This window comes from Pedobacter hiemivivus (genome assembly GCF_005144565.1).
Lineage (GTDB): Bacteria > Bacteroidota > Bacteroidia > Sphingobacteriales > Sphingobacteriaceae > Pedobacter > Pedobacter hiemivivus.
Window position 1 is genome coordinate 101,340 of the sequence record NZ_SWDX01000011.1, and the last position, 15,632, is coordinate 116,971.

6 protein-coding genes are annotated in these 15,632 nt (G+C 41.7%); all 6 read left to right on the forward strand.

Going from position 1 to position 15,632, the window contains the following annotated elements:
- Nucleotides 1-147 precede the first annotated feature (147 nt).
- The 6 genes from FBD94_RS22230 to FBD94_RS22255 all read left to right on the forward strand — a co-directional run bounded on the left by FBD94_RS22230 (nt 148) and on the right by FBD94_RS22255 (nt 15,629).
- Nucleotides 148-3,375, forward strand: coding sequence for a TonB-dependent receptor (locus FBD94_RS22230; protein ID WP_235884595.1), 3,228 nt, complete (start codon nt 148-150; stop codon nt 3,373-3,375).
- A gap of 11 nt (nt 3,376-3,386) precedes the next feature.
- Nucleotides 3,387-4,832, forward strand: a complete 1,446-nt coding sequence (locus FBD94_RS22235) for a RagB/SusD family nutrient uptake outer membrane protein (RefSeq protein WP_136881835.1) — start codon at nt 3,387-3,389, stop codon at nt 4,830-4,832.
- A gap of 29 nt (nt 4,833-4,861) precedes the next feature.
- Nucleotides 4,862-6,760 carry a TlpA family protein disulfide reductase gene (locus FBD94_RS22240; RefSeq protein ID WP_235884596.1) on the forward strand — a complete coding sequence of 633 codons (1,899 nt, stop codon included), beginning with the start codon at nt 4,862-4,864 and terminating at the stop codon, nt 6,758-6,760.
- Between the two features lie 189 nt (nt 6,761-6,949).
- Entirely contained in the window at nt 6,950-10,960 is a 4,011-nt protein-coding gene (locus FBD94_RS22245) for a hybrid sensor histidine kinase/response regulator transcription factor (RefSeq protein WP_235884597.1), read from the forward strand.
- Between the two features lie 83 nt (nt 10,961-11,043).
- Nucleotides 11,044-14,121 (forward strand): SusC/RagA family TonB-linked outer membrane protein, encoded by a 3,078-nt coding sequence (locus FBD94_RS22250; protein WP_136881838.1) that lies wholly within the window; start codon nt 11,044-11,046, stop codon nt 14,119-14,121.
- Between the two features lie 23 nt (nt 14,122-14,144).
- Entirely contained in the window at nt 14,145-15,629 is a 1,485-nt protein-coding gene (locus tag FBD94_RS22255) for a RagB/SusD family nutrient uptake outer membrane protein (RefSeq protein WP_136881839.1), read from the forward strand.
- Nucleotides 15,630-15,632 lie beyond the last annotated feature (3 nt).

A 15,632-nucleotide genomic window follows, 5' to 3' on the forward strand; every position in this document is an offset into this window, starting at 1 on the left:
GGTTGCACCCGGAGTTTGCGGATGGTTTCAATTCTCGTATCAGTTCAAACTAAAACCAACGCAATGTATTACAATTCTACTCGTTTTGCAAGCCGGTGTGTTCCGGCATTTTACGCTCCGTTTAATTTTAAAAAATTAAGATTTTTTATGAAAGTAAACGCGATCCTCTTATTGGTCATTCTTTTTACCGTTGGCAGCTTAACGGCCTCCCCAGGTTCTGCTCAGACACTTTCCGACGTGAAAGTCTCCATCGACATCAACAGGGGGACACTTCGTAGTGCTTTTTCTCAGATAGAAAAACAAACCGACTTTAGGTTTGCTTACCGGAATGAGCTGATTTCCTCTGTTAAGGACGTCACCCTTAACGGAGAAAGCCGATCCGTAAAAAGCACATTGGATGAGTTGTTGAAAGGGACGGGCTTAAATTATAAACAGGTCAACAATAGTGTCATTATTTTTAAAGACGCGCCTGCCAAGGCTCAGGATATAACGATCAATGGTGTTGTGAAGGATGAAAATAACCTTCCATTGCCGGGTGTGTCTGTTAAAGTAAAGGGAACAAACACCGGGGTTACTACAGACGGTGAGGGTAAATACATTATAAGAGTCGCTAATGAAAATGTGATACTTGTTTTTAGCTATATCGGGTATGTTACGGCAGAGGCCCCGGTAAAAAACGGGCGCATGACGAATGTTTCTTTAAGGCCTGATGTGGGTACGCTTGATGATGTGGTTGTCATCGGTTATGGAACTACAACAAAAAGAAACAATACCGGATCGGTAAGTTCCATTACGGCCAAAAGCATTGCAAATCAACCGGTAGCAGATCCACTTGCAGCATTACAAGGGAGAGTCGCAGGTTTAGATATTTCTGCGGTAACAGGATATCCTGGCTCTGGATATAATGTGCGTCTGCGCGGACAGAATTCCATATCCTCCGGTAATTCGCCGTTATATATTGTGGATGGAATACCATTTATTTCGGAAAGTTTAAGCCAGTTTACTGGAGCAAATGGAACGCAAAGTCCATTGAGTAGCATCAATCCCTCAGATATAGAGCGAATTGATGTATTGAAAGATGCGGATGCGACCTCTATTTATGGATCCAGGGGTGCAAACGGCGTGATCTTAATTACGACAAAAAAAGGTAGATCTGGAAAGGCGGAAGTCAACATGAACGTATACCAGGGATTCGCGCAGGTGAATCATAAAGTTGACATGCTCAATACTGCGCAATATCTGGAATTAAGACGCGAAGCCTTTAAAAATGATGCAGTCACCCCAACTGAAACGCTGGCTCCCGATCTGTTAACCTGGAGTCCGGATCTGGACCAGAACTGGCAGGAAAAATTATTTGGAAAATCTGCAGGCCTCACCGAAGCACAGTTAAGTTTAAGCGGTGGAACTGAACAGACTAATTTTTTGGTTGGCGGAACATTCCGCAATGAGAAATCCGTATTGCCAGGCAATACTGGTTATACAAGAGGATCCTTAAATTCATCCTTGAATTACAATTCGCAAGACAATAAATTCAGAATGACCAGCTCGATAAAATATGTGATTGACGAAAACAATTCGGCAATCACAGACCTGGCAGGTTCGTTCAATCTGGCGCCTAATTTGCCGATATACGATGCAAATGGCAATTACTATTGGTATAGTCCTTCTGAGCAGAACCCAATGGCTTTGCTCGAACGCACAAATGTGACCAATACCAATAATATGTTTGTCAACACCTCATTGGCCTATACCATTATCAAAGGTTTGAATGCAAAATTAAGTGCCGGATATAACCGTTTGGAAACGAAACAAGTGCAAACGCTGCCTAAAATCAGTTTCAATCCCGCTACCTATAGCGGAAGTACCGGGAACTACGGAAATGGCTCATTCAACTCCTATATCCTGGAGCCTCAGCTGGATTATACCATTCAATTGGGAAAAGGCAATCTTTCTGCCTTGGCCGGGGGAACTTTTCAGCACAGTATTACCGAAGCTCAATCCGTGATCGGCGGAGGCTATGTGAGCGATGAACAATTAGAAAATATCAAAGCAGCAACGGTAGTCACACCTCGTACTTATACCTACACCAAATACAGATATGCTTCTTTCTTCGGGCGTTTAACTTATAATTTTGATGAAAAATACATCATCAACGGTACATTCCGTCGTGATGGTTCTTCCAGGTTCGGACCAGGAAAACGATTTGGTAATTTTGGATCGGTTGGTGCAGCCTGGCTCATCAGCAATGAATCTTTTGTCAAAGATCAGTTGAAATTCTTATCCTTTGCTAAATTGAGGACAAGCTACGGAACAGTAGGTAATGATCAGATCGGAAGCTACCAGTTCTTAGACAGCTGGTCTTCAACTTCACTTCCTTATGGTGGTTCCGCGGGAATTTATCCTAGTCGTTTCCCCAATCCCGATTACAGCTGGGAAGTCAATAAGAAACTTGAGTTTGGAATTGACTTAGGATTTGTTCAGGATCGGTTTATGCTGACGGCGAATTTCTACCGCACCCGTTCAGGTAATCAGTTGATTGGCTACCCATTGTCTTCGCAATCCGGATTTACCGAATATACGGCGAATTTACCGGCAGTGGTGCAGAATCAGGGTTTCGAGTTCGAAATCACTTCAGCAAATGTGCGTGGCGGAAACTTTACCTGGAATACTTCCGCGAATCTGACCATTGCCAGAAATAAATTGATAGACTATCCAAACCTGGCCACAACGGCAAATTCAAACCGATATGTGATCGGACAGCCACTTACCATTGTGAAAGGTTATGACTTCACCGGCATAAATCCCGCCACAGGTGTACCCTTATTCAGAGATGTGAATGGGGACGGAGCATTTACGGAAACGATGGATATGGTCGTGATGGGCAATACCATGCCGAAGTTTTACGGCGGATTATCGAATAGTCTGACTTACAAAAAAATTAGTCTGGATTTCTTTTTCCAGTTCGCTAAACAAGAAGGACCAGGACTTAACTATGGTTTCCAGACTTTTTCCAATGGAGCTTTGAAAAACAAAGATCTGAGTGCATTAGACAGATGGCAGAGTCCAGGTCAGGTGACTTCCATTCCGGGGGCAAGCACAACATCAGGGAAGGCTATTTATAATGCCTATCAAAACTTATACAGGTTATCAAATGCCAATTGGGTTGATGCTTCCTTTATCCGGTTGAAAAATGTCTCCCTGAAATACAATCTTACGGATGTGATAAAGAATTCGAAATTTAAGAACCTGAGTGTATATGTTCAGGCGCAGAATCTGTTTACCATCACCTCATACGATGGTTTTGATCCGGAAACAAAGGGGTATGCATTGCCACCATTAAGCGTTTATACTGCAGGTTTACAATTGGCATTTTAAAAAAAGAAATTATGAAAACATTATATTCTATTCTGTGTGTTGTGATTTTAAGCACACTGGTTTCCTGTAAAAAATATGTAGATATCGAGGATCCAAAAGATCAACTGATCAGTAAACTAGTCTTTGTAAATGATGCATCTGCTACAGCTGTGCTAACGGGAATTTACAGTGATATGAACGGATTCAACTATCAGTTTGCTAATGTAGTCACTACCTTTATGTGTGCCATGGCTGCCGATGAGTTTACCTATGCTTCTGCATCAGCACCTTTTGATGAATTTAAGAACAATTCACTTACGGCAGGAAATCAGTACGTCAAAATCATGTGGGATCAACCCTACAGTTTCATTTATCGTGCAAACCTGGCTATAGAAGGTGTATCCGCATCTACCACACTCACACCCGAAGTTAAAAATCAATTGCTTGGTGAAGCCTTGTTTGTACGGGCCTTTTGCCATTTTTATCTTGTAAACTTTTTCGGTGATGTGCCATTGATCCTGGATTCTGATGTGCTTAAAAATACGAATCTGCCGAGAACACCAAAGGCTGAAGTATACGCTTCCATCATTAAGGATTTGACTGAAGCCAAAAAAGTGTTGGTTCTTGCTTATCCGGGAAATAAGGAGCGCATACGCCCAAATAAAACAGCAGCAACGCTGTTGCTTGCCAGGACTTATCTATACAACGGAAACTATCCGCTTGCGGAGCAGGAAGCAGCTGAGGTTATCGGTACCAGCGGCTATGCCATACTTAATCATCCTGATCCCAATAATGCGGCACACATGACCAAGGTTTTTCTGAAAAACAGCGCTGAAACGGTATGGCAACTGCAGGCTATTAATACCAGTATCGGAAGAAATACCTGGGAAGGCAATACACTATTATCTACTGGTGCACCATTTTATCGACTGAATAAAGGAGCTGGCAGCTTAATTGAAGCATTCGGAACTACTGACCTGAGGAAAACAAATTGGGTTGGCGAATATACAACAACAGCCGTTCCGCCGGTGATCCATTACTACCCGTTTAAGTACAAAGTGAGGGTGGGGACTATTAATGCACCCACTGAATATTCCATGGTACTTAGGTTTGCTGAAGCCTTTCTGATCCGCGCAGAAGCCCGTGCGCAGCAGCTAAATTTCTCTGGAATGAAGGACGATTTAGATGTGATACGTCAGAGAGCCGGCTTAAATCTGTTACCAGTAACAGCAGATCTGGCTGTCGCCATGGCACAGGTAGAAAATGAAAGAAGGCTGGAGTTGTTTACCGAGTGGGGGCACCGCTGGTTTGATTTAAAGCGTTGGAAAAGCGTTACTGGCGATCCGACTAAAACCAGAGCAGATGACGTATTGAGTCTGACGAAAACAGCATGGAAATCAACTGCCATTCTTTTCCCGATCCCATCTTCCGCTTTAAACAGTAATAACAGTTTGGTCCCAAATCCGGGCTATAACTAATTCGCATCCTTATGTTAAAACACATGCTCATGAGCTGCCTCCTTGTACTTGCAATTTTGCAAGTACAAGCACAGGCGGTACAAATTACCCCCGAAAAGCCACAACGAGGAGAAAAGGTGACCATCACTTATCATCCTGGAATCGCGGGTGCTGCAATCGGCAAAGATGCCAGCAGCATCCTCATCAACTTTACTTATTCTACATTTTACGATCAGCCCTGGAAGTTACCAATGACCAAACAGGGCGACAAATGGATCGCGTCTTTTGTTTTACAGCGCTACGGTACCTTTGCTTCCTTTTATCTGCAGAGCGGTGAAATCATCGATAAGCCTGCGGCCGATCGGCACTATTCTATTGCCGTATATAATGGTAATAAGCGGGTAAGAGATGGGTTTTTACATGAATCCTATAGCCTTGGGGTTCAGATGTCCAAATCTCCGAAATTGCCTGCTTTGCAACTGGCACTGCTAAAAAAAGAACTGACCAACTATCCCAATAATTACGAAGCCAAAGTACGTGAGCAAAGCGTACTGATGACCCTGGCAAAAACGCCAGAGGAAAAGATGAAGCATCGCCTGGAGGCCAGAAAGATCATCGCTGCAAAGTTCGAGGAAAATCCCACCTTCGGAGGTAACCTTAACAAAGTGACCATGGGCTATCTGATTATTGGAGAAAATTACAGGCTGGACTCTATCCGTAAGGTGGTTTCAAAACGTTTCCCCGAATCAGACCTGGCAAAAGACTATCTGATCTCCGCTATTTCCAAAGAAAAGGATGAAACTAAAAAAGTAGCCCAGCTCGAAGCATTACTAAAAAAAGATAAGGAAGCAGGTGAAAATTCGACAGAAATCCACCGGATCCTTTTTGAGCATTATGTCAAGCTTAAAGATGAGACGAAAGCCGTTTATCATGCTCGTAAAAGCATGGGTGCACCAGAGCCCTATACACCTCAGAAACTAAAAACAATTGCTGAAAAATTGACTGCGCAAAGACTCGCCGCCGATACTGCACTTGCTTATGCCGAAGCATCTTTGAAGGTTGCTGATCAATGGCCGATAGGTGTCATCAGGTATTTTCCCGAGTACGGTCATATTTTACCTTTTGTGGCGGATAGTGTGCGGACCAAGACTATTGCTGAAGCAAAATCAAGCCTTAATGCCATCGTCGCCCTGAATAAGTTTTACCTGGGAAATAAAGACGAAGCGATGAAGCTTGCGGCTAAAGCCGAAGGCAATGGCGCAAATAAAGAAAGCCTGATGAACATAGCGCTGCTTTATGAACTAGCCGGTAACCTTGAAAAAGCATTTGAGGCGACATGGAAAGTGCTGCTGGGAGATCCTTCAGATACTGCCGCAATCAGATCAGCGAAAACGAATTTTCTAAAGTTTAATCCTTCTGAAATCGAATTCAATGCGAAACTCAAGAAGCTGGAAGAATTAAAGCTAGCACAACTCAAGGCAGCCCTGAAAAAGCAGTTGATGAACAAGCCTGGGCCGGAGCTAACTGGTTTAACCGATCTTAAAGGCAAGCCGGTTACCAAAGAAATGATGCAAGGTAAAATCGTGGTCCTTGATTTCTGGGCCACCTGGTGTGTGCCCTGCATGCAGGAAATGCCCTATCTGCAGAAAGTGTACGACAAGTATAAAAACAACTCCCAATTGATGTTTATGGTTGTAAATAGTGGGGCGAAAAATACCATAAAGGATGCTATTGGCTGGGAGGCTAAGAACCCACAGTATACTTTTCCATTGTATTTTAACAATGACCCTGATATAGGAGATAAAGTTGGCTTTGCGCTTATTCCCACAATTGCAGTGATAGATCATCAAGGGAAAATGCAATTCCGTACTATTGGTTTTGAAGGCGCAGAGCTGGAGCATAAGTTGGCTGTACAGATTGATATCTTGCTTGAACAGGCTAAGCAATAGTTTCGATTAATCTTTGCAATTTAATCGTATATTGGAAGAGATAACCCTCCTTCCCATATACGATTGATGAAATACTTTTGCAAGCTTTATTTCACGATTCTTTTACTTCTTACGACTCAATTCGTCCACGCCTTTGAGAGAAAGGAACCTTTACAGTTTTATTTTCAGCAGTTTGATAATCGTAATGGTTTGTCAAATAGTGCCGTAAATGTAGTCTTTCAGGATAAGGACCAGCTGTTGTGGGTAGGTACCTGGGATGGATTGAATATGTACGATGGTACGGATTTTAGAGTTTTTAATTACAACAGTGAAAATCCAGCGGGTAGTATTGGGAACAATGTAATCCAGGATATTAAGGAAGACAAAAGTGCCAATATATGGATCAGTACCATTGGTGGGATAACCCGTTTTGAGAAGATTACTGGGAAGTTTTATCAGTATTTTTATAATCAGGCGACAAAAAGAAGTATTGCCGAAAAAGAATATGAATTGGTGGTGGCTAAAGATGGAACCGTTTTTTGTTACAGTAAAATCTATGGCTTAAGCAGGTTTGATGCACAGTTAAATCAATTTAAGCGCATTCCTTCTCCGGCAGGGAATAAACGGCTTATTAAAATGGAAAGTAGTGACGCTGGATTGATGTGGTTTCTTCAAAATGATGGAATCTTGATGGCCTGCAAAACAAATCCGGCAGGATTAAGTCTGATCAAAAAGATAAAGCAGCAAAAGCCGATTAGTAATTTCTTTCTGGCAAATAACCGGGTTTTTTATACTGTCGAGGGGGGAGATTTGTGGACTGTAGATGAGACTCAGTTTGTTCCTAAAAAAGTAAGCAACAATCTGGGCGGCATTAAATCTATTCAATATTACCAATCTAATTACATTGTAGGTTGGGAGGGCCAAGGGATCGGCGTATTCGATCATGAATTTAAACCCGCTGCGCTGATGCTGGAAGAGGTAAAGCAATTGGCCAGTACTAGGGTAACAACGATTGAATCGGCAAAAGACGGTGTATTGTGGATTGGGACAGATGGGAATGGATTGATTAAGATTTACCCAAAGATCAACTATTTTGGGCTTGTCAATAAAAGCAACTTTAATGATTTGAATAAGCCTGTGCGTGCTTTTGCTGAGGTAGATGGGAATTTATGGGTAGGTACCAAAGGCAAGGGAATTGTGATCTTAAAAGATTTCCTGGCTCGGTTCTACCTACAGCCATCAAAAGAAGGCTTAAATGCAAGCAATGGATTGGAGAATAACTCCGTTTATGCCCTAAAAAAGGGCACTGATCCTTATGTCTATATTGGTACGGATGGGCGAGGGATAGGTATTTATGATTTAGCTGCCAAGCGTAGCATGACTTGGTCGGATGTCGCGGGCTCGGCCGAATTGCCAGCTTTCGGGTCGGTATATGCTATTTTGCAGGATAAGGATAGTTCATTGTGGCTTGGGACAAGTGGGAGTGGTCTGATCCACTTAAAATTGGCCAAAAACAGGCAAGGTGTTTTGAGTGTAACGTCCTTCCGACAATATCTTTCAGGGACAGAGAACGGCCCTGCCAATGATATTATTTATGCTTTGAGCAATGGCGATGATGGGAATCTTTGGATTGCTTGCCGATATGGCGGATTAAGTGTATTGAACAAGCAAACAGGCAGGTTTAAAACCTTTAAAGCAACTTCCTCGTCAAATGGCCTCTCTAATAATGATGTGCTGTCGCTATATAAGGATAGGAAGAAAAGACTGTGGATAGGTACCAGCTATGGTTTAAATATGCTAAGCTATGAGGAGTCTCTAAAGGATAAGCCTAAATTTAAGCAGTTTACGATGAACGAGGGACTGCCAAACAATACCATACATGCCATTGAAGGGGCCAATTCGGGTAGCATTTGGGTCAGTACAAATAGAGGCCTGGCCCGGTTAAACCCCGATAATGATGCCGTGGCCAACTTTAGGGAGAGTGATGGCTTACAAAGTAATGAGTTTAGTGATGGGGCAGTTTGGAAATCGTCAAAAGGATTACTCTTTTTTGGGGGGATATACGGTTTTAATTACTTCGTTCCTGAACGGATTACTGGGAATAAATTGCAACCCAATTTATTGATTTCAGGCATCCAGATGGGTGGCAAAAATCTGGATGAGAATAGATTGCAGGTGCTAAAAACTAACCGGTCTATTATTCCCGAGTACACTTTAGCCCGTAAAAGCAATTTCTTCCAGTTGAGTTTAAAGCCGATGAGCTATTTGAATGAAGCCAAGAATGAGCTTGCTTATAGGCTAGTGGGGCTGGATAAAACATGGAGCTATTCAGGGGCTGTTGGTACAATCATATACAACAATGTGCCACCGGGCAATTATACGCTTCAGGTACGATGGAGTAATGGCGAAGGAGTTTGGACTGAGGGCATAAGCGTATTTAAACTGCATGTCGAGCAATACTTTTGGTTAACCTATCCGGCTTTATTGGCCTATATCCTGGTGCTCGGAGCTTCGGGTTATGCTTTTCACGTGTATCGGAAAAACAAGCTGCAGATGAAATATCAATTGCAGATGGAGCATCTGTTGAGGGAAAAGGATGAAGAGGAGCATCAGCAACGTTTAAATTTCTTCACCAATATCGCTCATGAAATCCAGACCCCATTAACGATGATCATGGGCTCTGTGGAGCACTTTTTACAGAATAAGAAGTCCGAACTCCTTAAAAATAAAGAGAACAACTATTTCATTTCTATCGTTCATCAGCACACTGCCCGGTTAACCTATCTGGTGCAGCAATTGCTGGAGTTTAGGAAGGCCGAGGCGGGCTACCTAAAAAAGAATGATGATTATGTAGACATCAGCAAGATGTTGGATAGTCTTTCAGAACTATTTGTCCCGGCAAGTGAAAAAAACAATCAAAAATACATTAGGACGATTCAGGAGGGGATTGCGGGTTTTATAGATAAGGATAAGTTTGAAAAGATTCAGTTTAACTTGTTGTCTAATGCCTTTAAACACGCTGGTCCTGTTGAAACAATTAAGTTCAATGTAGTCTTCAACCCTGCTTTCAGTATTCTGGAGGTCAGTGTTTCCAATTCTGGATGTACCTTGAAACCGGAGCATCTAGAGCAGATCTTCAATAAGTTCTATGTCAGCAATGAGCAGCAAACGGAAAAGTTTAGCACCGGTATAGGTTTGGCCTTTACCAAAGAGCTGGTTACCCTAATGGGGGCGGATATTAAAGCAACGTTGCAAGATGACTGGATAGATTTTAGGGTAAAAGTACAGTTGGCAACCGCTGAGGATCAGGATGCAAAGGTGATTACTTCTGCGCCTTCGACCTTGTACGAATCATTGGTACAGGTTTACGAGCAGCCAGAAATGCGTACTGCCGAGTCAGAAAATAAAAATAGCCTGATTGATGATCTACAGCGATCGGATAAGCCCAGTATCTTATTGGTGGAAGACGAACCGGAGCTGCGGTACTTGATTAAAAATGTATTGAAAGACCAATATGTGATTTACGAGGCTGGTACAGGACTGGAAGCACAGGCATTTTTACAAAAATCATTGCCTGATTTGATCATCAGCGATGTGATGATGCCCGATATGAATGGGTTAGAGCTGTGTCGGGTAGCCAAACAAACGCCTGCATGGGCACAGATTCCTTTTGTGATTCTATCGGCAAGAGGTTCTGAGGACAATAAAGCGGAGGGTTATGAATTGGGTGCTGACGCCTATATCCCTAAGCCTTTTCAGATTAATTACCTGCTTGTCAGAATTCGTAAACTACTAGATTACCGAAACCGAATGCAAAGCCTGATCAAGGATCAGCATATTACCACTCAGTTTATGGATGCGGATATTGCAGATACAGATAAAAAATTCTTAGAAAGCCTGTTAAAGGTGATCGAGCGTAATTTGGATGAGCCAGAGCTGAATTCGGCCACGATAGAAGGTGCATTGTCGATTAGTAAGATGCAATTGTATAGGCGGTTAAAATCGCTGGCTGGAATGACTCCTGCAGAGTTTATCAAAAGGATACGGTTAAAGCATGCGGCAGATATGCTGATCGCTTCCCAATATACCGTTTCTGAGATTTTTTACCGTACGGGTTTTAATAACAAATCGTACTTTTTCAGGGAGTTTAAAAAGATTTACCATTGCGCACCAAATGAGTATCGGCAGCAGCAATATGAGGAAAATACCAGCTCTTTGTAATTATAGTGAACTAAAATGTAACTATAGTGCACTACTTCTGGACGGGCCCCGTCTAAATTTGTTCTAACCAAATATAATTACAGATGAAAAGAAATCTACTCTTCTCTCTGGGTGTGGTACTAGCCATAGTACTATCAGGCTTTACCGCCTTTGCCCAGCAAAAATTAAGTGGAAAGGTTACTGATGAAAATAATCAGCCTTTCCCTGGGGTTGTTGTTCAGCAACTCAATACACAGAACAAGACCGCTACTGACGCAAATGGTAATTATACTATTGTCCTTTTGGATGCAGGCGGGAAGTCATTGGTGTTTAATTATGTAGGTTATACGCCGGTAACCATAGCTTATACGGGAAACGCGATTGTCAATACGGGGATGAAACCCAGCAGTTCTGATTTAAATGAAGTGATTGTAGTTGGATATACCTCACAACGTAAGGCTTCCATCTCGGGAGCTGTCGCTACCGTTGATATGAATGATTTAGCAAAAACCCGTGTTGCAGATGTAGCTCAAGCCCTTCAGGGTCAGGTTGCGGGTGTATTCGTTGCTGCCAATACTGGTGCGCCAGGTGATGGGATAAAGGTCCGGATCAGGGGAGAGGGAACACTTGGGAATAATGAGGCGTTATACATTGTGGATGGTGCACCTACTCGAGACATCTCCTTTTTGAACCCAGCTGATATTAAATCCATGACCGTGCTGAAAGATGCTGCTGCCAGTGCAATTTATGGTTCGAGAGCAGCCAGTGGTGTCGTTATCATTACCACAAATAGCGGTCAAAAAGGCCAATCGAATGTCAATGCCGAATATTTCTCAGGGTTTTATCGGGCAACCAATTTGCCCAAGCTGTTAAATACCGATCAATATTTGACGGTTAAAGACAGAGCCTGGCACAATGGAGGGAATTCTCCTACGGCTGTTAGTCCATATGAGCTAGCAAGGAGTAGAACAGATCTGGCTAACACAGATTGGCTGGACGAACTGTTTGAGACTGGCCATTCTAAAAGTCTTCAGCTTTCTGTTGATGGCGGTTCAGAAAAAGTACAATATTTAATCTCAACTGGTTACTTTAATCAAGACGGTATTGTTGTTGAAAATCACGATAAGTACGAACGATTTAATTTCAGGACAAATATTAATGCTGATGTAACTGATCGTTTTAAAGTTGGAGCGAATGTGCAGCTGGCTTATACGAAACAGGATAAACTGTCATCTAGTGGAGATGTCCCGGGAATCATTCGTCATGCCTTAATCAGGCCACCTGTTTTAGGTGTGTATAAAAATCCATCTGATCCAACATGGTCGGCTGATGATCCATTTACAGACCTGCCTTTTTATAAAAATAATATTGGTCCAGGCGGTTGGGATCAAAACTTTGAGTTTAGCTCAAACCCGATTGCCATTGTTCACTTTACAAATGATAAGCGGAAAACCTTTCAAACCTTCGGAAATATATACGCTGAATATAATTTCTTAAGTGATAAATCGCTGAAATTCAGATCGAATGTTGGGGTTGATATCAGTTTCTCACACAATAAGAACTTTGCTAAGAATTTTGGCGACGACAATGACAACGATCCTAATGAGCTTTATCCGGGCATGGGGCGTAACAATAGGCCCAATAATCTGGATGAAAACAGAGGCGAGGTGATGGCTTTTACTTTTACAAATACCTTAAATTATTTAAAAACGTTAAATGAAAAACATACGCTTAACCTACTGTTAGGTACCGAAAATATTAGCAATAAATCTTCAGGAATAGGTGGGAGCAGGCAAAATTTCGACAATGCAAGTCCGGAGTTCCAGTACCTTGATTATGGTAGTTTAACCAATGCGCGTAGTGCGGGAAGCGCAAGTAGCTTTAATCTGGTGTCTTTCTTTGGTTCAGCTACCTATGGTTATGATAACAGGTATTATGCTTCGGCAACATTTAGGGCTGACGGGTCATCGCGTTTTGGTCCGAATAATAAATGGGGATACTTTCCTTCTGTTTCTGCAGGTTGGTTAATTTCCAATGAAGCATTTATGAAGGATGTAGATTGGATGAGTAACTTAAAACTGCGAGGAAGTTGGGGTAAACTAGGTAACCAGGAAATTCCAAATAATGCCTATGAAAACATTGTTTCAGAAGCAGGTGGTGTTGTAAATGTAGTGAGATATGGTAATCCTGATATCAAATGGGAAACAACTACCCAAACTAATATTGGATTAGATATGGGGCTTTTGAAAAATAAATTGTCTTTTTCGGCGGATTACTTTATTAAAAAAACGACGGATATTCTATTAACGGTAGAACTACCTGCGGTTGCTGTAGGGATAATCGACAGGACTTATGTTAATGCTGGTGAGGTGAGCAATAAAGGCTTTGAATTTGGATTGAACTTTCAGAACAATGACCATAAATTTAAGTATAATGTAAATGCCAATTTTGCAACATTAACCAATAGAGTAGACAAGCTCTATGAGTTTGTAAAGAATATTTCAGACGGTAAAACGCATACTAAAACTGAAGTGGGACAGCCAATCAATTCCTATTATGGTAGAGTTTTCGACGGTATTTATCAAAATGCAGCAGAAGTAAGCAGTCATTTATTTACGAACGTTAATGGGAGGTTACCTGGTGATATTAGGTTTAAGGATCTCAATAATGATGGCCAGGTTAATGATGACGACAGAGCCTTTGTTGGTAGTCCTATTCCTAACCTCACTTATGGCCTGGCATTTTCCGCATCCTATCAAAGATTTGATTTCTCGTTTTTATTTCAGGGGGTTAATGATGTCGATACCTACAATGACTTAAAACAGATTTTAAATTATGATACTCGCCCTTTTAATTCAATGGTTTCCGTATTGGATAGCTGGCATGGTGAGGGTACGAGTAATACTACCCCTCGGGTAACATCAAGTGGCAATGGCGGAAGTGAGGTTTCGAGTGTTTTTGTAGAGGATGCTTCTTATTTAAGACTGAAAAATATTGAAGTTGGGTATACTTTTAATGTTGCAAAAATAAAGTTGAAAAACTTACGTGTTTTTGCTTCAGGGCAGAATCTGCTTACTGTTACGGATTATACAGGGCTTGATCCTGAATCAACATCCTTGATTGATAAAGGTACTTATCCGCAGTCTAAGGCATTCATTCTTGGGTTAAAAATTAAACTTTAAACACCATCTTAAAAATATTTGTTATGAAAAATTTATCAATAATAGGTGTGCTGTTTGCTCTCGCTACTTTAGCCGGCTGTAAAAAAACACTTACCACAGAAGCTATTGGCTTAACAACATTAGAAAAGGCAAATTCTACACCTACGTTAAATACGGTAGAGAATTCTGTCAATTCTTCTTATCTGCTGCTTTCAAACCGACTCAATTTATTAGCGGAATGGGATTGGAATGGTGGATTGGTTTTTCAGAATGATTATATCATGCAGGATATCGCTTCTGATGACATGGAAAAAAAATGGAATCCCGATGGTGATCAGCCATGGATGGACGATATCAATAACTTCACTTTTACATCTAGCAATGGCGGCCCAAATGGCTTATGGAAGTATGATTATGAAGGAATTAAAAGATTAAATATCGCTATTGGCTTGCTTACTAAAACAGATATTGAGGCAATTACGGGAATTACGACAGCCAGAAAAAATCAGTTGTTGGCCGAAGCCTATTTCTTAAGGTCTTATTATTATTTTTCGCTGGTGACTAATTTTGGTGATGTACCATTAATTACGGAGACGGTTAAAAGTTTTCAGGAGGCCTTTAAAGTGGCTGTGAGAGCAAATAAAACAGTAGTTTGGGATAGAATTAAGTCCGATTTGGTGCTTGCAAAGGCCATGTTGCCAAATACTAAGTTCAGCTCTGCTACTCAAAAGTGGAGAGTGTCTAAAGGTGCAGTGATCGCATTGCAAGCAAAATCCGCACTGTATACAGAAAAGTGGGATGATGTAATTACGCTGGTGACAGAATTGGAGGGATTGCATTTCTATAATCTAAATGCCAATTACTTTGACAGCTTTAGCACGGCTAAAGAGTTTACGGATGATGAAGTGATTTTTTCTTATGATCATATCAGTGATCAGAACCCAAGAAATGGAAATGGAATCTGTGCACCGCTAGGCTGGGGATTTTTTGCACCAAGCACCGACTTCCTGAATGCTTTTGAACCGAATGATCCCAGGAAACTCTATACCGTGGATGTTCCCAATCAAAATGTAAATAAAATGCTGGGCACGCTAAACGGGGGAAATAAGGGGAATGATGATGCGCCAACCAATAAAGTATATATCCGTTTTGCCGATGTATTGCTTTGGAAAGCTGAAGCGTACAATGAAAAAGCAAGTTATCCGGAAGCCATTGCCTTAATCAATAGAATTAGGGCAAGAGCTAGAACTACAGTTACCGCTACCGGGACTACCCCACCGGCGGGGACTTTGCCTGATCGCCCTGCATCTACAAATAAGGAGGTGATAAAAGGCTGGCTAATTTCGGAAAGAAGAGTAGAACTTGGATTTGAATCTCAAAGGTTGCTGGATTTGAAGAGATGGAAAATAGCAAAGGCAGTCTTAACGGCACAGGGGAAGAACTTTTTGGATAAACATTATTTGTATCCAATTCCTCAGAATGAAATTGATGCCTCTGCCGGAACTTTAACGCCAAATCCAGGTTATTAATAC